Raw genomic sequence first — 20,748 nt, forward strand, 5'->3', positions numbered from 1 at the left:
GGGAGTCGTGGTCTCGGAGCTCGAGACGAGGCGGCACGGTCGCCGTGGGAAGCCCTGGCCCGGGGAGTCGTGGGTCGTTGGAAGCCGTGGTCATTGGAAGTCCCGGGAACGGTGGGGCACGCCGACGTGCAACACGTCGAGCGCGTCGGCGAGCACGTTGACCACCCCTTCGGGAGAGCGCTCAAGGATGCCGCGGACGATCAGCGCGGGTGACTCCCTGGCGATCCGCCGGTAGCGGGTCCACACCCCCTGCGAGCACACCACGTTGACGAGGCCGTGCTCGTCCTCGAGGTTGAGGAAGGTCACCCCGCTGGCAGTGGTGGGCCGCTGCCGGTGGGTCACCAGGCCCGCCACCTCCACACGCCGGCCGACGTGTTCGCTTGCGCGCAGGAGGGAGGAGGGCAGGACGCCCCGGGCATTGAGCTCCTCGCGGAAATGAGCCAGGGGATGGTCGTCGGTGGAGACTCCCGTCGCCCACAGGTCTGCGACGAGGATCTCTCGGCTGCTCTGGTCGGGAAACAGGGGCGGCTGCACCGCGATCGTCGTGTCGGGCAGGTAGCGGACACGGTCCTCGGCGGCGGAGCCTGCGAGCCAGATCGCCTCGCGGCGGGTGAGACCCAAGCCGTCGAAGGCGCCGGCCGTGGCCAGGGCCTCCAGCTGGGCCGCGGTGAGGTCGGCACGCCGGACGAGGTCGTGGAGGTCACGGTAACGTCCGCTCCGGTCGCGCTCGGCCACGACCCTTCTCGCGGTCTCCTCGCCGATGCCGGTGATTCCGGAAAGGCCGAGGCGTACGGCGAAGCGCCCATCACGGCGGTGCGAGGCGCTCTCGTCCGGACGGTCGGGATCGAAGTCCCCCGGGGGAGGGTGGTCCCCTTCGACGCACGAGGCGCGGCCCGTGGGCGCGACGCGGGTCTCCGCCGTGCTCTGCCCTCTGTTCTTCCCGCTGGGGGTCAGTGGCTCCAGGGTCTCGGTCGCGGCCGAGAGGTGCAGATCGGGACGACGCACTTCGACGCCATGGCGCCGGGCGTCGCCGGTGAGGGTCGCCGCGGAGTAGAAGCCCATCGGCTGTGAACGGAGGAGACCGGCCAGGAAAGCGGCGGGGTAATGCAGCTTGAGCCAGGAGCTCGCATACACGAGCAGGGCGAAGGACAGCGAGTGCGACTCGGCGAACCCGAAGTCGGAGAACGCCTGGATCTGCGCGTAGATGCGATCCGAGGCCTCCCGGTCGAGGCCGTGGCTCGCCATCCCTGCATAAAGGCTCTCGCGGATGCTGTCGATCCGTTCCAGCCCTCGTTTGGAGCCCATCGCCCGGCGAAGGGTGTCGGCCTCGTCGGCGGTGCAGTTCCCGAGCGTCGTGGCCATCTGGATGAGCTGTTCCTGGAACACGGGGATGCCGAGGGTTCGCTCCAGGACCGGCTCCAGGAGAGGATGCGCGTAGGTCACGTCCTCCTGCCCGAGCTTGCGGCGGACGAACGGATGGACGGCGCCACCCTGGATGGGCCCCGGACGGATGAGCGCGATCTGGACGGCGAGCTCATAGAACTTCCGAGGACGTAGTCGGGGGAGCAGGCCCATCTGAGCGCGCGACTCCACCTGGAACACCCCGATCGTGTCGGCCCGGCACAGCATGTCGTAGACGGCCTCTTCATGCTTGGGGATGGTGTCGAGCGTCCAGCGCTCCCCGGTGGCGTCGACGATCAGGTCGAAGCAGTGTCTCAAAGCCGCCAGCATGCCCAGCCCCAGCAGGTCGAACTTCACCAGTCCCATCCAGGCCGCGTCGTCCTTGTCCCATTGGATGACGGTCCGCTTCTCCTTCCTGGCGTGCTCCACCGGGACGACCTCGCCCACGGGGCGCTGGGTGAGCACCATCCCGCCTGAGTGGATGCCCAGATGCCGGGGCGCCTTCAGCAGCTCGGCGGCACGGTGCACCACTTCGTCCGGGATGTCGTTGTCGGGCGAAGGCGACAGGTCGAGCCCCCATCGCTCCACCTGTCGCGACCAGGCGTCCTGCTGGCCGGGGGAGTAGCCCAGGGCTCTGGCCATGTCGCGGACCGCGTTCTTCGGGCGGTACTGGATGACGTTCGCCACCTGCGCCGCGCAGTCCCGCCCGTACTCGTCGTACACCCATTGGATGATCTCCTCGCGCCGGCTGGCGTCGAAGTCCACGTCGATGTCGGGCTCCTCGGTGCGCGTGGTCGCGAGGAACCGCTCGAAGGGGAGGTCGTACCCGATCGGATCGATCGCGGTGATGCCCAGGAGATGGCAGACCGCGCTCGCCGCGGCCGAGCCCCGGCCCTGGTACAGGATCCCGCGAGTCTTCGCCTCGGTGACGATGCCGTGCACGATGAGGAAGTAGCCGGGGAAGTCCTTCTCCTCGATCACGGCCAGCTCGCGCTCGATCCGCGCCCGTCCCTTCTCCGTCAGGTTCGGATACTTCTCCGGGACCGCGGCCCAGACCAGGGCGCGGAGGTGGCTCATGGGGGTGTGGCCGGAGGGGACCTTCATGGTGGGGAGGGCCGGCTTGGCGCGTCGCAGAGGGAAAGCGCTCTCGGCGGCGATCCGGAGGCCCGCTGAGATCGCCCCCGGGTACCGGGCGAACCGGGCGGTCATCTCGGCTCCCGAGCGCAGATGCGCGGAGCCGTGGGAGGGGAGCCAGCCCTCCAGGTCACGCATGCTCCGGGTGGCGCGCACGGCGGCGACCGCCTCGGCCAGCGAGGCACGGGCCGGGACGGCGTAGTGCACGTTGTTCGTGGCGACGACAGGAAGCCCTTGTTCGGCGGCGAGGGCGGCGAGGGCGTCGTTGCGCCGGGTGTCCTGCGGATCGCCGTGGTCGATGAGCTCGACGGCCACGTGCTCGGCGCCGAACAGGTCGACGAGGAAGCGCAGCGCCTGCCCTGCCGCCCCGGGGCCCCCCGCGTCGAGCGCCCGCCGCACTCCGCCCTTGCGGCAGCCGGTGAGGATGGTCCAATGGCCTCCCGCCCGTCCGGCGAGGTCCTCCCACTCGTACTGCGGGCGTCCTTTCACCCCGCCGCGCAGCTGGGCGTGGGTGATCGCCGCGGACAGGCGGTGATATCCCTCTTCGCCGCGGGCGAGGACGAGAAGATGCTCGCCTGCCGGGTCGGGCTCGCCGTTCTGCGGAGAGGGGAGCCCGATCGAGAGCTCGGCGCCGAAGACGGTCTGCACGCTCGTCTGCTCTGCCGCCTCGGCGAACCGTGCCGCGCCGTAGAAGCCGTCGTGGTCGGTGATGGCCAAGGCGGTGAGGCCGAGCCGCTGCGCCTCGGCGATGAGCTCCGCGGGGGAGGAGGCCCCGTCGAGGAAGGAGAAAGAGGTGTGTGCGTGCAGCTCCGCGTAGGGCATGGCATCGGCGGGGCGGGGAATGTGACCGAGAGAGACCGGGGCGCGCTTGTTCATCCGAGAGGGGGCGTCCACGACCGGCTCGTCGTGAAGGGGCGGCCGGCCGCTGAGGGTGCGCTCCATCTCGGTCCAGGACAGCGGGGGGTTGTTCCAGCCCATCAGTGATACCTCCCCTCGGCCCACCAGGCACGATCGGCGTGCAGCACGAGCCAGGCCCGCTGCTGGGCGTCGACGAGCTGGAAGCGGTCTCCCCGGACCCCGTCGCCGTCTCCCCGCCGATCGCGCACCGGCCAGGGACCCGCCCAGGCGGTGACGGGGCTGCCGTCCACGATCGCAGGCGGTGCGGAGAGCCGACCGCGCTCATCGATCTGAACCTCACCGCCGTCGGCGGCCTGCACCGCGATCGCCCGGAGCGGGACGAAGACCTCGGCGGGGAGAGGGTCGGGAAGATGCCCCGGCCACGGGAGCGCGGGCTCGCGCGCGGGGACCACGCGCTCTCCCCAGGGAGTGAACTGCTGCCGGTCGGCGAGTCGGCGCCCGCCGGTGAGCGTGCCCACGACCACGCCCTCATGACCGAGCAGGGTCTGCACGCGCGACACCGCGTGATGGAGGCGTTCGTCGCCGGCCGGCCCGAAGAGCCCCGGCTGATGATGTGCGGCATCGTCCACGGCGATCGGGGTGAGCCGCACCCGGACGATCCCGCGGAAGGGCCGGTCATCGACGGAGGGGCGGTCGTCCACGGACGGCGCGGTGCCCGTCGGGATGGTCGTGGCGGCGAGGGCCTCGAGCTGCCAGCGCACGCGGTCCACGAGGTCGGCGGCCTCGAAGCAGGTGGGATGCAGCCAGACCCGGGAGAAGACGGCGCCGTCGTCGTCGGTGAGGTCGATCCGCACCTCGGTGCACACGAGCGAGGCGCTGGCGAGCGCGAGGGTCATCTCATCCGCGGTCCGGCGAACGGCGAAGGCGATCTGGTCCGTTTGAGCCAGCGGGCTCTCGAGCTCGATCTCGGCAGCGAGCTCGGGGTCGGGGGAAAGGGCCGACACCGGCCTCGAGTCCGCGCCACGGGCCAGAGCATGCAGACGCGCGCCGCGGGCGCCGAACCGGTCGCGAACATCGAGGGCGGGAAGCGCGGCGAGATCGCCCAGGGTGCGGACGCCGAGACGGACGAGCAGGCTCGCGATCTCCGGATCCTGCAGCACCTGTACTGGGAGGGGGGCGAGGAAGGCCGAGGCAGCCCCTGGTGGCACGATCAGATGCGCGGAGACATCGACCGCGTCCGGGAATCCGGATCCGTCCGCCTCCGCGGAAGGCAGGGAGGGAGCGGCTCCTCTCGCGGCGACCTCGGCGGTGAAGGGCCCATCGGCGATGCCGATGCGCGCCTCGGGGTAGCCGGCGGCGGACAGATGGGCGAGGAGGGCCCGTGCTGCCGCGTCCTCACTGCCGTGGTATCGGGCGACGCCCCGGGCGCGGAGCACGGCGAGGCCGGGTCGGAGCATCTGCACACCAGGAGCTTCGGTCTCGATCGCGTGGAGCGGGGGGAGGAACGCGCGCTCGTCGCGCGCGGGATCGGCGGGCAGGAGCCGCAGCGACGGCAGGAGCCCCTGGGCCTCGCGGCGACGCTGCCCGATGCGCACGCCGTGCTCCCTCGCCGCCGCGGAGCAGGCGAGGACGCGATTCGCATGCATGACGGCGACCGGTGGATGGGGGAGGGGGCCCAGCGCCGCTCGCAACGGCCAGTCCGGGAACCACAGCACGAGAACACGGGAGGGGGCGCGGTCGCTCATCAGACCACCGCCCTGAGAGGGGGAAAGGACGGGGCGTCGGCGGCCGTGTCGTGCTTGACGGGCGCAAGGGGTTTCGCCGCTCCGATCCCCGTCGCTCCGGCCTCCCTCGTCCCTGCCTCAACGGCGCCGAGAGCCCCGGGCAGCCGGACTCGTACGCTGCGTGGGGCGGGGGAGCGACGGGTCTGCACGGTCACGGTCACCTCGCAGCCCTCCAGGAGCCCCCACCCCTCGCCGAGCCCGTGCCACTGCGGGTCGTGCATGCGGATGCTCCCCTCGCTCTGCGGCCAGGGGGCAGAGACAAGGAGAAGGGTGCAGCCTCGATCGCGGAGCCGGGCGGAGAGCCGGGACGCCTCCGCGTCGCGCAGACGGGAGCCGGGGCGGACGGCGATGAGCGGGACCACCTCGGAGAGCGCCGAGGCGGCCGAGAGCCAGCGGTCGCCGGGCGCGGGGACGAGGATGAGCCGGGAGAGGTCCACGCCGTGCCCGGCGAGCGCCTCCAGGCCGAGCGTGGGCATGCCCACCGTCGCGACCCAGGAGCCGTCGCGGGAGGCGGCGGCCAGGAGAGCGGCGACGAGCCCTGGAGAGGAGGAGAGCGCGTAGGTCGTGCCGACCTGGAGCCCGCCCTCGGGGAAGAGCGGCGCGAGGGCGGGGTGCACCGGGATGAGCGGCAGGTCGCTGCGGCGCCGCTGCATCCGGGTGATCTCCTGGCGCAGGCGCAGGATGTCGCCGGCGCGCGTGCTCTCGCCGGTGTCGACGGTACGGAGGGTGATCCCCATGCTCTCCATCCTCGAAGATTGTTTCGAATCTTTCAAGACAGGAGGGGATGCTATCTCGTACATCCGACAGCGTGATCCTCCGCGCGTCCGGCGGGAAGGCTGCGCCGCCGAACGGTCGCTCTCAGGAGTGATCAGGCATCGCGATAGGCCACATGCCCTGTCACCATGGCGCGGCCTTCCGGGCCCACGATCGCGAGCTCCTGGGTCTCCGTGTCCTTCCCGCGCGCCGGCTCCCCGGACGCTGCCGGGCGGCCGCACAGGTGCAGCAGCTCGTTCGCGAAGACGGGGGAACGGGCGATGAACGAGAAGGAGAGGGGTGCTGCTCTCGGATGCGTCCGGAGGAAGGCGTCGAGCAGGAACGTGGCCATCAGCGGGCCGTGCACCACCAGACCGGGATATCCCTCGACCCCGGTGGTGTAGGCGAGGTCGTAGTGGATGCGGTGCGCGTTGAACGTGAGTGCCGAATAACGAAAGAGGGCGACCTCGCCTACGCGGAGCGGACGAGACCATTCCCAGCCCTCCGGTGCAGGGGAGTCAGGGCGTGGTCCTGACGCCTGCGCCGTCCTCGCAGCCTCCGCCTCGCGGTAGACGAGGGTCTGCCGCTCGACGAGGGCAAGGTCGCCGTCCGCGCTCACCTCGTGCCGGAGGGTGACGAAGCAGAGGCGTCCGGTCGATCCCCGCTTCGGGACGATGGCCTCGGTCGTGGTGATCCGTTCCAGGACCTGCCCCACGAAGACGGGGCGATGGAAGTCGATGCTGCTCCCCGCCCACATCCGCCGGGGGAGGTCGGCCGCGGCCTGCAGCCCGTCGCGTCGCGGATGGCCGTCTGCCCCCAGCTTCGACATCGGTGTCGAAGGCGCGAAACGCAGCCAGTGATCCAGCGGGAACAGCGGCGTCGCCGGGCTGCCGGGCTCGGGGTCCATCGTGTGGTCGAGCAGCGCGTCGAGCCCGATCGCAGCCGACCGGGAGGCGACGTCGAGGGCAGTCTCGGTACGACCGACACCCTCTGCTTCGTCGTTCTTCTGCTCGTCCATGGCATTCCTTCCGTGAGGCGGGCACAGCGACCCTATCCCGGTCCGGCGAAGAGCGCCGAGGTCGGAGCCCGACGTTAGCCTGATCCTGTGCAGATCGATTTCGATGCCGATGTGCAGCGCTGGAATGCGCGGGCCGATTCCTGGTATTTCGCGGTCGTCCCCGAGGAGCTGAGCGCAGACATCCGCGAGCTCCCCGCGCCGCCGCGCGGGTTCGGCGCGCTCCGCGTCCGGGTCAGGGTCGGAGCCACGCGATGGGCGACGTCGATCTTCTTCTCCCGGGGGACCTACTCGTTGCCGCTCAAGCGCGCGGTGCGCGAGGCGGAGGGGATAGAAGAGGGCGACGTGATCCGGATCGAGCTCGAGGTCGTCGACCTCTAGCTCGGGACGCTGTGCCGATCCGGGCTCCAAGGGTTGTCCACAGGGGGAGCAGAGGCCCCTTCGATGATCCCTAGCATGAGCGGATGGATCTGATCGGCGTGCGTACTCTCGCCCTGGTCGTCGTGCACGTCGGCCTGCTCTTCGTCGCCCTGGCGTTGATCGCCGTCGACATCGCGGAGCATCGTCTGCCTGACCGGATCGTGCTGCCTGTGCTGGGGGTCCTGCTCCTGCTGGTCGTCGCCGACGCCGTCGGAGCCGGCAGCGCAGGACTCTTGCGCCGTGCCGTGCTGGGCGCGCTCCTGCTGGCGGGACTCTATGCGGCGCTCCGCATGCTCAGCCGGGGCGGTATGGGCGGTGGCGACGTCAAGCTCGCCGCCGTGATCGGGCTCGTGCTGGCCTGGCACGGCTGGCGTGCCTTCGTCGTCGGGGCCGCCGCGGCGTTCGTGCTGGGGGCGCTCGCCGCCGCCGTCCTCCTGCTTGCGCGCAGGGCAGATCGCGAGACGCGGATCGCGTTCGGGCCGTGGATGATCCTGGGCGCCGTGATCGGGATCCCCGCCGGGTGAGCCGGAGCTGCGGGAGGCCACGTTCCGGTCCTGATGGGGCCGCCCCCGGCGAGAGGGATTATGGTGTGCACATGGCACTTGCACGGCTCCACGGCGGCCCGCTCGACGGGCAGATCCTCCCGCTCGACGACATCGCTCAGGAGACGCTCATCGTCCCCTACAGCGAGACCCAGGTCATCTACCGCCGCGACGGCGTGGCGACGCACACCGCCGCGGACGACGGCCCCACGGAGGTGACGTTCCGGTTCGTCGAGTCCGAGGACGGCATCTCGCCGAGCGATGACTGAGCCGCAGCGCACCGTCGAGGTCGAGCGCAAGTACGACGCCGACGCGGGCACACCTCTCCCTGACTGGCGAGGTCTCCCCGGCGTGACCGAGGTCTCGGTCGGCGAAGAGCGCGCGCTCGACGCGCGGTATTTCGACACCGCTGATTTCGCGCTCGCCCGGGCAGGGGTGGCGCTGCGCCGCCGCACGGGCGGTCCCGATGAGGGCTGGCACTTGAAAGGACCCCGCCACGGTGAGGGACGTGCCGAATGGGGGTGGCCGCTCGGGCATCCGGAGAACGAGCACGAGTCGCCGCCGTCGGGACTCATGGCGGAGATCCTCCGCATGACCGCGGATCCGATCGCGCCGATCGCCCGGATCGAGAACGCCCGCACCGCCTACGCCCTCCGCGGCCCGGACGGCGTGGTGGCGGAGTTCGTCGACGATCACGTGCAGGCGACCGATCTGCGCACGGGAACGCGGCGCGCCTGGCGCGAGTGGGAGATGGAGCTGGGGCCGGCGGCGCCCGAGGACGCGGCGGGCAGGGGCGCGTTCTTCCGCGCCGTCGAACAGGCCGTCCGCGACGCCGGTGGGCATCCGTCCGCATCCTCGTCGAAGCTCGGTCGTGCGTTGGGATCCGAGGCTTAGAAAAGGGCAGCAGGAGGATGCGGGAGGGCCCGGGGCGAAACGGATCGCACCGGGCCCTCCCGCATCGCGGAGTCGTTCGAGAAACGGCTCAGAAGTTGATCATGTGCCCGGCCAAGCCGTGGAAGCCCTCCTGCAGCGCCTCCGACAGGGTCGGGTGCGTGTGCACGTTCCGGGCCAGCTCGTGGGCGGTGAGATCCCACTTCTGAGCCAGCGTCAGCTCGGGGAGGAGCTCGGACACGTCGGGGCCGATCATGTGGGCGCCGATGAGCTCGAGGTGCTCGGCGTCGGCGATGAGCTTGACGAATCCGACCGGCTCGCCGAGGCCGTGCGCCTTTCCGTTGGCCATGAACGGGAAGGTGGCGACCTTGATGTCGCGGCCTTCGTCTTTCGCCTGCTGCTCAGTGAGGCCGAACGAGGCGACCTGAGGCGAGCAGAAGGTGGCACGGGGCATCATCCGATAGTCGCCGAGCGTCATGGTCGCGACCTTGCCGATCGTCTCAGCGGCGACGACGGCCTGGGCCTCGGCCACGTGTGCCAGCTGCAGCTTGGCGGTCACGTCGCCGATCGCGTAGATGCCCTCGACGTTCGTACGCATGTGGTCGTCGATGTCGATCGCTCCACGCTCGGTGAGCGCCACGCCGGTGTTCTCCAGACCGTATCCGGTGACGTTCGGCGCGAACCCGACCGACATGAGGACCTTGCCGGCCTCGATCGAGGACTGCTGTCCGTCCTTGCCGGTGTAGGTGACCGTCACTGAGGATCCGTTGTCGACGATCGTCTCGACCTTGGTCGAGGTGAGGATGTCCACGCCGAGGTTCTTGTACTGCTTCGTGATCTCCTTCGACACGTCGGCGTCCTCGTTGGGGAGGGCGCGATCGAGGAACTCGATGATGGTGACCTTCACGCCGTAGTTCGCCACCACGTATGCGAACTCCATGCCGATGGCGCCGGCGCCGACGATGACCATCGACTCGGGGAGCTCACGGGAGAGGATCTGTGCCTCGTAGGTCACGACGTTGTCGCTCAGCTGAACGCCGGGGAGGAGTCGGACGGTCGATCCCGTCGCGATGATGACGTTGTCGAAGGTGACCTCTTCGGTCGTGCCGTCCGACTTCGCGACCGAGATCGCCTTCGGGCCGGTGAAGGTGCCCCGACCGTCGTACTCGGTCACCTTGTTCTTCTTCATCAGGAAGTGGATGCCCTTGACGCGGCCGTCCGCCACCTCACGGCTGCGGTCCCATGCTTTGCCGAAGTCGAGCGTGAAATCGCCCGAGATGCCGAAGAAATCGGCCTTGTGGGTCAGGGTGTGCGCGATCTCCGCGTTCTTCAGGAGGGCCTTCGAGGGGATGCAGCCGACGTTGAGGCAGACACCGCCCCAGTACTTCTCCTCGATGATCGCGGTGGAAAGACCCAGCTGTGCGCTGCGGACAGCGGCGACGTAGCCGCCAGGGCCCGCGCCGAGGATGACGACATCGTAATGTGGCATGCACCCAGCCTACCGCTCAGGATTCTCCTCCCGGCGGGCCGATGGCATCGGATAGTCTGGAACGGAAGGAGGGCCACGTGTCAGACAACGAGCACCGCCAAGAGGCTTCCGCCATCCACCGCGGCACCGAGGCGCAGCACGACACCACGCAGACGTTCGGGAACGAGTCCGATCTGTCGTTCGTGCCGTTCGGGGTCGAGCTGACCGACGTCGAGCAGGCCGCGATCGCCGCCCTCCCGTCCGGTTCGGCCCTGCTCCTGGTCCGCTCCGGCGCGCTCGCCGGAGCCCGCTACCTCCTCGACACCGACGTGACCACGGTCGGTCGTCACCCGGAGGCCGACATCTTCTTCGACGACGTCACCGTCTCCCGCCGGCATGCCGAGATCATCCGTACCGGTATGGCGTTCGAGATCGTCGACCAGCGGTCGCTCAACGGCAGCTACGTCAACGGAGAGCGGGTCGACCGCTCTCCGCTCGGCAACGGCTATGAGCTGCGCATCGGCAAGTTCCGCCTCAACTTCTTCTCCTCGCCCGTCGACATCGCGGCGGCGAACGCCTGATGGCGGCCGCGTCCGCCCGCGAGCGCTCTGCGCCCGCGGGCCTGCTGAGCATCGGTCAGGTGCTCGCGCGGCTCACCCCGGAGTTCCCCCAGATCTCGGCCAGCAAGCTGCGCTTCCTGGAGGAGAAGGGCATCGTGGCGCCGGTGCGCACCGAGTCCGGCTATCGCAAGTTCTCCGCTTCCGATCTCGAGAGGCTCCGGATCGCGCTCACGCTGCAACGTGATCAGTACCTCCCGCTCAAGGTGATCCGTGAGCATCTCGACGAGCGGGAGGAGAGCGGCGGCTCCCTCGCCGAGCTTCCCGTGTCGATCGTTCCCGGCCCGCGTCGCTATCGCCGGGATGAGCTCCTCGCCACGACCGGCGCATCCGCGCAGCTGCTCAACGACGCGATCAGCAGCGGCATGATCGCGGCGGCGGACGCCTTCCCCGAGTCCACGGTGGCCCTTCTCCGGGCGCTGGTCGCCCTCGACCGACACGGGATCGAGCCACGCCATCTTCGTCCGCTGCGCCAGAGCGCCGAGCGCGACGTGGCTCTCGTGCAGTCCGCCCTGTCGGCGCTGCTGCGGCGGACCGATGCGACCTCGCGCGGCAAGGCCGGTGAGATCGCTCCGGAGCTGGCAGGCCGGCTCGACGAGGTGCGCACCGTCCTCGTCAAGGACGCGCTCGGTCGGCTGCTGTCGTAACGAACTGGTTGCGACACGCCTTCCGCGTGTGCCGGATGTCATTGCCGGGGCAGGGGCGCTGCTCTAGCGTGGAGGCATCGACCTTTCCGAGGAGGAGATGAGATGAGCGCGGACGAGCGTCACGACGATCCGTCGTTCGAGGACGAGCTCCTCTTCACCGACGGGCTGCCGGCCATGGACGACGAAGTCGGCTACCGCGGCGCCGTGGCCGCCCGCGCCGCAGGCATCACCTACCGTCAATTGGACTACTGGGCTCGTACCGAGCTTGTCGTCCCCACGGTGCGAGGCGCGAGCGGCTCCGGGTCGCAGCGCCTCTACGGCTTCCGCGACATCCTCGTCCTCAAGCTCGTCAAGAGCCTTCTGGACACCGGGATCTCGTTGCAGCAGATCCGCACCGCGGTGGAGCAGCTGCGTGCCGCGGGCATCCGCAACCTCTCCGGGACCACGCTCATGAGCGATGGGGCCTCGGTCTACCTGTGCACCTCCAACGACGAGGTGATCGACCTCGTCAGCCGTGGGCAGGGAGTGTTCGGCATCGCCGTGGGCAAGGTCCTGCGTGAGGTCGAGACGACGCTCGTGGAGTTCGACCCCGCCGTCCCGGATGCGGTCGACGAGCTCGCCGCTCGTCGCGCACGGCGCACGGCCTGACCGTCCCGCGCCGACCTCTGTCTTCGGCGCATTCCTCTTCCCGTGCGACGCGACGTGCGTCCATCGCGACGGGTCGTCGGTCAGGAGCGCGCGGGAGTCTCCGGAACAGGGACGCGCCCTGTGCGGATGATGCGGTCCAGCAGGGTGTCGAAGTCGGCCGCGAGCTCCTGGGCCGAGTCTCCCGGCCAGATGTGCAGCGGCTTTGCCGCGCCCTGGGCCTGCTGCAGTGAGGTGCGTTCCGGCAGCTGGGGGGTGAGTACGAGCGGACCGAACATGTCGCGCAGCTCCTTGATCCGGAACTGGTGCTCGATCGACTGAGGACGCACGCGGTTCACGACGATGCCGAGGGGCTGGAGGCGCGGTGACAGCCCGCGGCGGATCTCCTCGATCGCGCGCAGCGCGCGGTCGGCCGCGGCCACGGAGAAGAGGCCGGGCTCGGTCACGACCATCACCCGGTCGCTCGCGGCCCATGCCGTACGGGTGAGGGCGTTGAGAGACGGGGCGCAGTCGATCAGCACGAGATCGTAGTCGGACTCGACGGAGGCGAGCGCCTCCTCGAGCTTCCAGACGTCGCGCACGCTCGGGTGAGGGCCGTCGAAGTTGATGGCGGATGGGCTCCCGATGAGAACGTCGATCGTGCCGGGGTGCACCTTGGCCCAGCCGCTGGACGTGATCGCCTGACGGACGATCTTCTCCTTCGGGTTCGCCAGGACGTCGGCGATGTTGAGCCGGCCGGCGATCTGGATGTCCATTCCCGTGGACACGTCCGACTGAGGATCGAGGTCGACGACGAGCGTGCGGATGCCGCGGGCGAACGCCGCAGAGGCGAGTCCGAGGGTCACTGTCGTCTTGCCGACGCCTCCCTTGAGAGAACTGACGCTGAGTACGTGCACGAAGACCACGTTACCGTCCCCTAGGCTGGGGAAACACTCAGCCCCGCCCATGCACGTCAAACGCGTGCATTGAGCTCTTCGAGGTGCGCATGTTCCAGAAGATCCTTGTGGCCAATCGCGGCGAGATCGCGATCCGAGCCTTCCGTGCCGCGTTCGAGGTGGGAGCCCGCACCGTCGCGGTGTTCCCGCACGAGGACCGCGGGTCCGTCCATCGGCTGAAAGCCGACGAGGCCTATGAGATCGGCGAGCGGGGCCATCCCGTCCGCGCCTACCTCGATGTGGACGAGATCGTCCGCGTCGCCGTGGAGAGCGGTGCTGACGCCATCTACCCCGGCTACGGATTCCTCTCCGAGAATCCTGAGCTGGCCGAGAAGGCCGCCGCCGCGGGCATCGTGTTCATCGGCCCTCCTTCTGCCGTGCTGGAGATGGCGGGCAACAAGGTCGAGGCCAAGCGTCACGCGATCGAGGCGGGCGTGCCCGTCCTCCGCTCGACCGAGGCGTCCGACGACGTCGACGGGCTCGTGGCCCAGGCCGACGGCATCGGCTTCCCGCTCTTCGCCAAGGCGGTCGCCGGCGGCGGCGGTCGTGGCATGCGCCGGGTCGAGACGAAGGCGGAGCTGGCGCCGGCGCTGGCCGAGGCGATGCGTGAGGCGGAGAGCGCCTTCGGCGATCCCCGGATGTTCCTCGAGCAGGCGGTCGTGCGCCCGCGACACATCGAGGTGCAGATCCTCGCCGACAAGACCGGCGAGACCGTGCACCTGTTCGAGCGCGACTGCTCGGTGCAGCGTCGCCATCAGAAGGTCGTCGAGATCGCGCCCGCGCCGAACCTCGACGAGAGGGTCCGTGCGGCCCTGCACGGATATGCGGTCGCCTTCGCACGGTCGATCGGCTATGAGAACGCCGGCACGGTCGAGTTCCTCCTCGAGACCGCGGGGGAGAGGGCCGGCGAGGTCGTCTTCATCGAGATGAACCCGCGCATCCAGGTTGAGCACACGGTCACCGAGGAGATCACCGACGTCGACCTCGTGCAGACCCAGATCCGGATCGCCGCGGGGCAGTCTCTGGCCGATCTCGGGCTGCGGCAGACCGAGATCCGCCAGCGCGGCGCGGCGCTGCAGTGCCGCATCACCACGGAGGACCCGACTCAGGGGTTCCGCCCCGACACCGGCAAGATCACCACCTATCGTTCGCCGGGCGGCGCGGGCGTGCGGCTCGACGGCGGCACCGTGCACCAGGGCGCCCAGATCAGCCCGCACTTCGACTCGATGCTCTCCAAGCTCACCTGTCGCGGCCGGGACTTCGGCGCGGCGGTGGCCCGGGCCCGCAGGGCGCTCGCGGAGTTCCGCATCCGCGGGGTGTCCACGAACATCCCCTTCCTCCAGGCGCTCCTCGAAGACCCTGCTTTCGTCGCCGGAGACATCAGCACCTCGTTCATCGACGAGCGTCCTGAGCTGCTGCGTGGCCGTGCGTCGAAAGACCGGGGCACCAAGATCCTCAACTGGCTCGTCGACGTCACGGTGAACAAGCCCCACGGCGCGCGCCCCGGGCACGTCGACCCGCGTGCGAAGCTGCCCGCCATCGACCTGACCACGGAGCCGGTCGCCGGCTCCCGGCAACGGCTGCAGGAACTGGGGCCGGAGGGCTTCGCGGCGGAGCTGCGCGGCCGTCGCGGCCTCGCGATCACCGACACGACCTTCCGCGACGCCCACCAGTCGCTGCTCGCGACGCGTGTCCGCACGCGTGACCTCGTCGCGGCTGCGCCCTATCTGGCTCGGCTGACGCCCGGGCTGCTCTCGGTCGAGGCCTGGGGCGGCGCCACGTACGACGTCGCGCTGCGCTTCCTCGGCGAGGATCCCTGGGAGCGGCTCGACAAGCTGCGGGAGGCGCTGCCGAACGTCGCGATCCAGATGCTGCTGCGCGGCCGGAACACCGTGGGCTATACCCCGTACCCCACGGCCGTGACGGAGGCGTTCGTGCGCGAGGCCGCGACGAGCGGCATCGATGTCTTCCGGATCTTCGACGCGCTCAACGACGTGACGCAGATGCGTCCGGCGATCGATGCCGTCCGCGAGACTGGCACCGCGGTCGCCGAGGTGGCGCTGTGCTACACCGGCGACCTCCTCGACCCGCGGGAAGACCTGTACACGCTGGACTACTACCTGCGCCTCGCGGAGCAGATCGTGGAGTCCGGTGCGCACATCCTCGCGATCAAGGACATGGCGGGTCTGGTCCGTCCTGCCGCTGCGGCTCGGCTCGTCACGGCGCTCCGCGAGAGCTTCGATCTTCCGGTGCATCTGCACACGCACGACACCCCGGGCGGTCAGCTGGCGACGCTCCTGGCCGCCAGCGCCGCCGGCGTGGACGCCGTGGACGCCGCCTCGGCGCCGCTGTCGGGGACGACGAGCCAGCCTTCGCTGTCCGCTCTCGTCGCCGCGCTCGCCCACACCGAGCGCGACAGCGGGCTGTCCCTCCAGGCGGTGTCGGATCTCGAGCCCTACTGGGAGGCGGTTCGTCATCAGTACGAGCCCTTCGAGTCGGGTCTTCCCGGACCCACCGGTCGGGTGTACCACCACGAGATCCCGGGCGGGCAGCTGTCGAACCTCCGGCAGCAGGCCAAGGCTCTCGGTCTCGCCGAGGACTTCGAGCTCATCGAGGACATGTACGCGGCCGCGAACGGGATCCTCGGACGGGTGCCCAAGGTGACGCCTTCCTCCAAGGTCGTGGGCGACCTCGCCCTGCATCTGGCGGCGGTGCGGGCCGACCCCGCCGACTTCGAGGCGAACCCGGAGAGGTACGACATCCCGGACTCCGTGGTCGGGTTCATGGCCGGTGAGCTGGGCGACCTTCCCGGCGGATGGCCTGAGCCCTTCCGGTCCAAGGTCCTGGCCGGTCGTACGGTCCCTGTGGGCATCACTGCGATCTCGGACGAGGACGAGGCAGGGCTCGCGGCTGACAGTGTGACGCGACGTGAGACGCTCAACCGCCTGCTGTTCCCCGCGCCCACACGCGAGTTCGCCCAGATGCGCGAGCTCTTCGGCGATCTCTCCGTGCTAGACACGGCGGACTATCTGTACGGGCTCGTCCCCGGTCAGGAGCATCTGGTGGAGATCGACCGCGGCGTACAGCTGTACGTCGGGCTGGAGGCGATCGGGGAGGCCGATGAGAAGGGCATCCGCACGGTCATGACCACGCTCAACGGCCAGCTGCGCCCGGTCTTCGTGCGCGACCGTTCGATCGTCGTCGACGCCCATGAGGTGGAGAAGGCCGACACCTCCAAGCCGGGCCAGGTGGCTGCTCCCTTCTCTGGCGTGGTCACGCTGAAGACCGAGCCGGGTGCTCTCGTCGGGGCAGGGGAGCCGGTCGCGTCGATCGAGGCGATGAAGATGGAGGCGGCGATCACCGCCCCTGTCGACGGCGTCGTCGAACGCCTCGCGATCAGCGGGACGCAGCAGGTCGAGGCAGGCGACCTTTTGGTCGTGATCCGCCCCGCGCACTAATCTTTGTGCGGGCGAAAGCTCGCACAAAGACTCACCGGGAGTACGACATGACGCCAGAGCGCCGGACGAAGGGGCCGGAGGACGACGACGAGTTCGGCGTCCTCGATGACAGCGGAGCGGTCGACACGACGACGATCGGCGTCCTCGGGATCCCGACGGCGCAGGTGAGCGTGACGCTCCCTGCACCGTCGGACGAGGAGCTCGCGGACGACGACGTGGTGGATGACGAGCCCTTTGCCCGCGTCTTCGACGAGGATCCCGCGGCTCTTGTGCCTGAGCCGGACGCGGTCGGTCGCATCCATCGTGGCTCGGACATCGCCGACATCGTGATCGAGGTGCCTGCGTCCGCCGATCCGGGACCTTCTGCGCAGGCCTCCGCGCCGAAGGAGGCCGAGGACGAACCGGTCGCCGTCGCCCCTGCGCCGGCGTTCGAGGGAGAGCCTGAGCCCGAGGGCGAAGGTCACGGCGGCGTCCGTGTCGCGGCCCCGGAGCCTGCCGCATCCCCGACCGCCGTCTCGGGCAACGGCGGGGAAGGGCGCGCCGAGCCTGCTCGCCCCGACGTCTCACGGACGGAGGAGACGGTCGCGGCGTCGCTCTCAGGACCGCCGGTCCTCGGGATCCCCGCCCGTGTGATCTCGGCGTCCGCATTCGGTGCGCCGGCGGCGACGTCCTCCCCGGCGTCCGAGGACCGGTCCACGCCTCTCTCCGCCACGGCTGCTCTTGAGGCGGAGAGCCCGGAGCACCTGGATGCGACCGCCGCGTCGGCCCCATCCTCCCGTCGCGTGGGCGAGGTGCTCGACCAGGTGCGCGAGAGCGCGGATCTGCTGACCGCGGATCGGCTTCTCGACCCGCATCGGATCGCAAAGGCGGAGCCTGAGGGCGCCTGGAGCCACTTCCTCTACCGTCTCTCCGGCGGTCGGATCAACATCGGCGACGGACGGAAGGTCCGTGAGCGGAAGGCGTTGAGCGCTCGTATCGCCGCGCCGTTGGCCGGTACCGCGCGTTTCGTCCCGGTGCTCTCCCGCAAGGGAGGCGTAGGGAAGACCACCGTGACCACCCTCCTCGGGATGGCGCTGGCCGATGCCCGCGACGACCGCGTGATTGCCGTGGACGCGAACCCCGACCGCGGAACCCTTGCCGACCGTGTCGCGCGGAGCAGCACGAAGACGGTCCGGGATCTCGTGCGCGCGCACGACCGGATCGAGGGGTTCCACGACATCTCGGCGCTCGTCTCGCGGGATGAGACCCGCTTGGACGTTCTCGCCTCGGACAGTGATCCGCATGTCTCCGAGGCATTCGGCGACAGCGACTACGAGCAGGTCGCCGACATCGCGTCGCGGTACTACTCCCTGGTCCTGACCGACACCGGCACGGGGGTGGTGCACGCGGTCATGGGGCCGGCGCTCGACAGGGCCGACGTCCTCGTGGTGGTGGCCGGTCTCAGCGTCGAGGCGGCACGTCTGGCCTCGGAGACGCTCACCTGGCTGGAGACGAACGGCTATGCGGACCGTGTCCGTGACGCGGTGGTCGTGCTCAACCAGACCGCCCCCGGTGCGCCGATGGTGCGGCTCGACGAGCTCGAGGCGCACTTCACCACGCGGGTGCGGCGGGTGGTGCGACTGCCGTACGACCCGGCGATCGCCTCTGGGAGCGCGATCAGCTATGCGGGCCTGCGGTCCGAGACCCGCGCCGCAGCCCGCGAGCTCGCCGCGGTCGTCGTCGAGGGGCTTCGTGAGGCGGATCGATGACGGTTCGTGAGATCCGTCTCTTCGGTGATCCCGTCCTGCGCACGGTCTGCGCTCCGATCGAGGAGATCGACGACGGCGTCAGGGCGCTCGTCGCCGATCTCGTAGACTCGGTGAGGCTGCCGGGCCGGGCGGGGGTTGCGGCTCCGCAGATCGGTGTCGCGCTGCGTGCCTTCAGCTACAACGTCGACGGTCAAATCGGGTACGTCCTCAATCCTGTTCTGACCGAGGTGCGCGGAGATCCGGTGCCGACGGGCGAGGGGTGCCTCTCCGTGCCGGGACTCTGGCACGATGCCATGCGGCATCCGTGGGCGCGAGTGGAGGGCATCGACCTCGAAGGCGATCCGGTGGTGCTGGAGGGGGAAGGGCTTTTCGCGCAGTGCCTCCAGCACGAGACAGACCACCTGGACGGCCGGGTGTACATCTCTCGTCTGGACCCCGACACCCGTCGGACCGCGATGCGCGAGATCCGCGAGAGCTCCTGGTTCTGATCGACTTCCGCCGGGCGATGACGCGGACTGTGCGGAGACGGTGCTCTCGCGGTCCCTCTGTGCTTCTCAGCCGAGGGGAACGGTGGTGGTCGTCGTCGGCTCGTCGTAGATCGCGGCGATGTCGTCCGCGAAGTCCGCGAGGATGACGTTGCGCTTGATCGAGAGCTTGGGCGTGAGGTGGCCGCTCGTCTCGGTCCACTCGCTCGGCAGGATCGTGAACTTTCGGATCGACTCGGCTCGCGAGACCCGCGTGTTGGCGCTGTCGATCGCCCGCTGCACCTCGGCGCGCACCGCGTCGTGGGCAGCGGCCTGAGCGAGCGGCATGTCGGTGGGGAGACCGTTGTTGGCGAGCCAGGTCGGCAGCATCTCCGGATCCAGGGTCACCAGGGCCGAGATGAACGGCTTCTGATCGCCCACGACGACGACCTGTCCGATGATCGGATTGGCACGGATCGGATCCTCGAGCGCGGCAGGGGAGACGTTCTTGCCGCCTGCGGTGACGATGATCTCCTTCTTCCGTCCGGTGATCGTGAGGAAGCCTTCGGCGTCGAAGGAGCCGATGTCGCCCGTGCGGAACCAGCCGTCGTCGAACGCGGCGGCGGTGGCCTCGGGGTTGTTCCAGTACTCCTTGAAGACGTTGATCCCGCGGACCTCGATCTCTCCGTCGTCCGCCAGACGGATGCCGACGCCGGGGAGGGCAGGGCCGACGGTGCCGATCTTGGACTTGTCGGCGAGGTTGACCGTCGCCGGGGCGGTCGTCTCGGTGAGACCGTAGCCTTCGAGGATGACGACGCCGAGGCTGTGGAAGAAGTGACCGAGTCGCGCGCCGAGCGGGGCGGAGCCGGAGATGGCGTAGACGACGTTGCCTCCCATCGCCTCGCGGAGCTTGCCGTAGACGAGCCTGTCGAACAGGGCGAACTTGATCCGGAGTCCGAGGGGGATCCTGGCGCCCTGCTCGGTAAGACGCGAGTGCTCGATCGCGGCGGCGGCCGCGGCGCGGAAGATCTTGCCCTTGCCGCCCGCTTCGGCTTTCTGCTCGGCGGAGTTGTAGACCTTCTCGAACACACGGGGCACCGCGAGGAGGAAGGTGGGCTTGAAGGAGCCGAGCGCGGGCAGCAGCTGTTTGGTGTCGGGCTGGTGGCCGGTGCGGACGCCCGCGTGCACGTTCAGAATCGAGATGAACCGGGCGAACACGTGTGCCGTGGTGATGAAGAGGACGGTGGAGGCGCCGGGGGTCGAGACGACGTCGTCCAGTGCCTTCGCGGCGTTGCGGGCCAGCTCCACGAAGTTGCTGTGAGCGAGCACGCAGCCCTTGGGGCGACCGGTCGACCCCGAGGTGTAGATCAGGGTCGCGACGTCGTCGGCATTGGCCAGGCTGCGGCGGTGCTCGACCTCCTCGTCGGCGATGTCGGCTCCTTGCCCGGTGAGGGCATCGATCGCGCCCAGCTGCAGCTGCCACACCTCGCGGACGAGCGGCAGCTCACCGCGCACCTCGTCCAGGCGGGTGAAATGGTCCGGCGTCTCGACGATGGCCGCGATGGCGCCGGAGTCCTCCAGGATCCACTGGATCTGCGAGGGCGAGCTGGTCTCGTAGATCGGCACCATGATCGCGCCGGCGTAGAAGAGCGCGAAGTCCACCAGTGTCCACTCGTACGTGGTGCGGGCGAGGAAGCCCACCTTCTCGCCGGGCTGGATCCCCGCGGCGATGAACCCCTTCGCGAGCGCGATCACGGATCGCTCGAAGTCGGCCGCGGTGACGTCGCGCCACCCGGAGCCGTCCGGAACCGAGAAGAGGGCGAGGCTCGGTGTCTTCTTGACGCGCTGGACCAGGAGGTCGGTGATGTTCGCCTCAGGGTCCGCGGGAACGATCGCGGGGACTTCGAACTGGACCACGGCAACTCCTTCGGTACCGGACGGGTGCTGTCTTCTCAGGAGTCTATGGCA

17 protein-coding genes are annotated in these 20,748 nt (G+C 69.7%); 10 read left to right on the top strand and 7 right to left on the bottom strand.

Annotated features, from left to right (window positions below):
- Window positions 1–90: 90 nt before the first annotated feature.
- The 4 genes from ACP15J_RS00285 to ACP15J_RS00300 all read right to left on the bottom strand — a co-directional run bounded on the left by ACP15J_RS00285 (window position 91) and on the right by ACP15J_RS00300 (window position 6,948).
- Window positions 91–3,513, bottom strand: coding sequence for an error-prone DNA polymerase (locus ACP15J_RS00285; RefSeq protein WP_424936002.1), 3,423 nt, complete (start codon window positions 3,511–3,513; stop codon window positions 91–93).
- Window positions 3,513–5,138: a DNA polymerase Y family protein gene (locus ACP15J_RS00290; RefSeq protein ID WP_424936001.1), complete on the bottom strand. Its 1,626-nt coding sequence runs from the start codon at window positions 5,136–5,138 to the stop codon at window positions 3,513–3,515. The genes ACP15J_RS00285 and ACP15J_RS00290 overlap by 1 nt, the downstream gene beginning before the upstream one ends.
- The gene (locus ACP15J_RS00295) at window positions 5,138–5,914 is read right to left on the bottom strand and encodes a hypothetical protein (RefSeq protein WP_424936000.1); all 777 of its coding nucleotides are present in this window, start codon (window positions 5,912–5,914) and stop codon (window positions 5,138–5,140) included. Before ACP15J_RS00295 ends, ACP15J_RS00290 begins: the two co-directional genes overlap by 1 nt.
- A gap of 131 nt (window positions 5,915–6,045) precedes the next feature.
- Complete coding sequence (locus tag ACP15J_RS00300) at window positions 6,046–6,948, bottom strand: FAS1-like dehydratase domain-containing protein (RefSeq protein WP_424935999.1); 903 nt, start codon at window positions 6,946–6,948, stop codon at window positions 6,046–6,048.
- An 87-nt stretch (window positions 6,949–7,035) separates the two neighbouring features.
- Between ACP15J_RS00300 and ACP15J_RS00305 the strand changes: the two genes are divergently transcribed.
- The 4 genes from ACP15J_RS00305 to ACP15J_RS00320 all read left to right on the top strand — a co-directional run bounded on the left by ACP15J_RS00305 (window position 7,036) and on the right by ACP15J_RS00320 (window position 8,801).
- Window positions 7,036–7,326 carry a DUF1905 domain-containing protein gene (locus ACP15J_RS00305; protein ID WP_424935998.1) on the top strand — a complete coding sequence of 97 codons (291 nt, stop codon included), beginning with the start codon at window positions 7,036–7,038 and terminating at the stop codon, window positions 7,324–7,326.
- Window positions 7,327–7,409: 83 nt separating this feature from the next.
- A complete protein-coding gene (locus tag ACP15J_RS00310) occupies window positions 7,410–7,889 on the top strand; it encodes a prepilin peptidase (protein ID WP_424935997.1) in 480 nt (159 codons plus the stop codon).
- A gap of 71 nt (window positions 7,890–7,960) precedes the next feature.
- Window positions 7,961–8,176: a hypothetical protein gene (locus tag ACP15J_RS00315; protein ID WP_424935996.1), complete on the top strand. Its 216-nt coding sequence runs from the start codon at window positions 7,961–7,963 to the stop codon at window positions 8,174–8,176.
- Entirely contained in the window at window positions 8,169–8,801 is a 633-nt protein-coding gene (locus tag ACP15J_RS00320; RefSeq protein WP_424935995.1) for a CYTH domain-containing protein, read from the top strand. The genes ACP15J_RS00315 and ACP15J_RS00320 overlap by 8 nt, the downstream gene beginning before the upstream one ends.
- An 88-nt stretch (window positions 8,802–8,889) precedes the next feature.
- On the opposite strand, the gene lpdA is transcribed toward ACP15J_RS00320, so the two are convergent.
- Window positions 8,890–10,287, bottom strand: coding sequence for a dihydrolipoyl dehydrogenase (lpdA, locus tag ACP15J_RS00325; RefSeq protein WP_424935994.1), 1,398 nt, complete (start codon window positions 10,285–10,287; stop codon window positions 8,890–8,892).
- Between the two features lie 77 nt (window positions 10,288–10,364).
- On the opposite strand from lpdA, the gene ACP15J_RS00330 reads away from it, so the two are divergent.
- The 3 genes from ACP15J_RS00330 (at window position 10,365) to ACP15J_RS00340 (ending at window position 12,178) form a co-directional block, all read left to right on the top strand.
- The gene (locus ACP15J_RS00330; protein ID WP_424935993.1) at window positions 10,365–10,847 is read left to right on the top strand and encodes an FHA domain-containing protein; all 483 of its coding nucleotides are present in this window, start codon (window positions 10,365–10,367) and stop codon (window positions 10,845–10,847) included.
- Window positions 10,847–11,530: a MerR family transcriptional regulator gene (locus ACP15J_RS00335; protein WP_424935992.1), complete on the top strand. Its 684-nt coding sequence runs from the start codon at window positions 10,847–10,849 to the stop codon at window positions 11,528–11,530. Before ACP15J_RS00330 ends, ACP15J_RS00335 begins: the two co-directional genes overlap by 1 nt.
- A 102-nt stretch (window positions 11,531–11,632) precedes the next feature.
- The gene (locus ACP15J_RS00340; RefSeq protein WP_424935991.1) at window positions 11,633–12,178 is read left to right on the top strand and encodes a MerR family transcriptional regulator; all 546 of its coding nucleotides are present in this window, start codon (window positions 11,633–11,635) and stop codon (window positions 12,176–12,178) included.
- Window positions 12,179–12,258: 80 nt separating this feature from the next.
- Here ACP15J_RS00340 and ACP15J_RS00345 read toward each other — a convergent pair whose 3' ends face one another.
- A complete protein-coding gene (locus ACP15J_RS00345) occupies window positions 12,259–13,071 on the bottom strand; it encodes a ParA family protein (protein WP_424980856.1) in 813 nt (270 codons plus the stop codon).
- 89 nt (window positions 13,072–13,160) lie between these two features.
- On the opposite strand from ACP15J_RS00345, the gene ACP15J_RS00350 reads away from it, so the two are divergent.
- Genes ACP15J_RS00350 through def form a run of 3 tightly spaced genes read left to right on the top strand, consistent with a single transcriptional unit; the run spans window position 13,161 to window position 18,804 of the window.
- On the top strand, window positions 13,161–16,568 hold the full coding sequence (locus ACP15J_RS00350; RefSeq protein ID WP_424935989.1) for a pyruvate carboxylase: 3,408 nt from the start codon (window positions 13,161–13,163) through the stop codon (window positions 16,566–16,568).
- Between the two features lie 47 nt (window positions 16,569–16,615).
- The gene (locus ACP15J_RS00355; protein WP_424935988.1) at window positions 16,616–18,316 is read left to right on the top strand and encodes an AAA family ATPase; all 1,701 of its coding nucleotides are present in this window, start codon (window positions 16,616–16,618) and stop codon (window positions 18,314–18,316) included.
- Window positions 18,313–18,804 (top strand): peptide deformylase, encoded by a 492-nt coding sequence (gene def / locus ACP15J_RS00360; protein WP_424935987.1) that lies wholly within the window; start codon window positions 18,313–18,315, stop codon window positions 18,802–18,804. The genes ACP15J_RS00355 and def overlap by 4 nt, the downstream gene beginning before the upstream one ends.
- 66 nt (window positions 18,805–18,870) lie before the next feature.
- Here def and ACP15J_RS00365 read toward each other — a convergent pair whose 3' ends face one another.
- Window positions 18,871–20,697 carry an AMP-dependent synthetase/ligase gene (locus ACP15J_RS00365; RefSeq protein ID WP_197220616.1) on the bottom strand — a complete coding sequence of 609 codons (1,827 nt, stop codon included), beginning with the start codon at window positions 20,695–20,697 and terminating at the stop codon, window positions 18,871–18,873.
- Between the last annotated feature and the right edge of the window lie 51 nt (window positions 20,698–20,748).

The organism is Microbacterium sp. S308A+ (genome assembly GCF_049800815.1).
Lineage (GTDB): Bacteria > Actinomycetota > Actinomycetes > Actinomycetales > Microbacteriaceae > Microbacterium.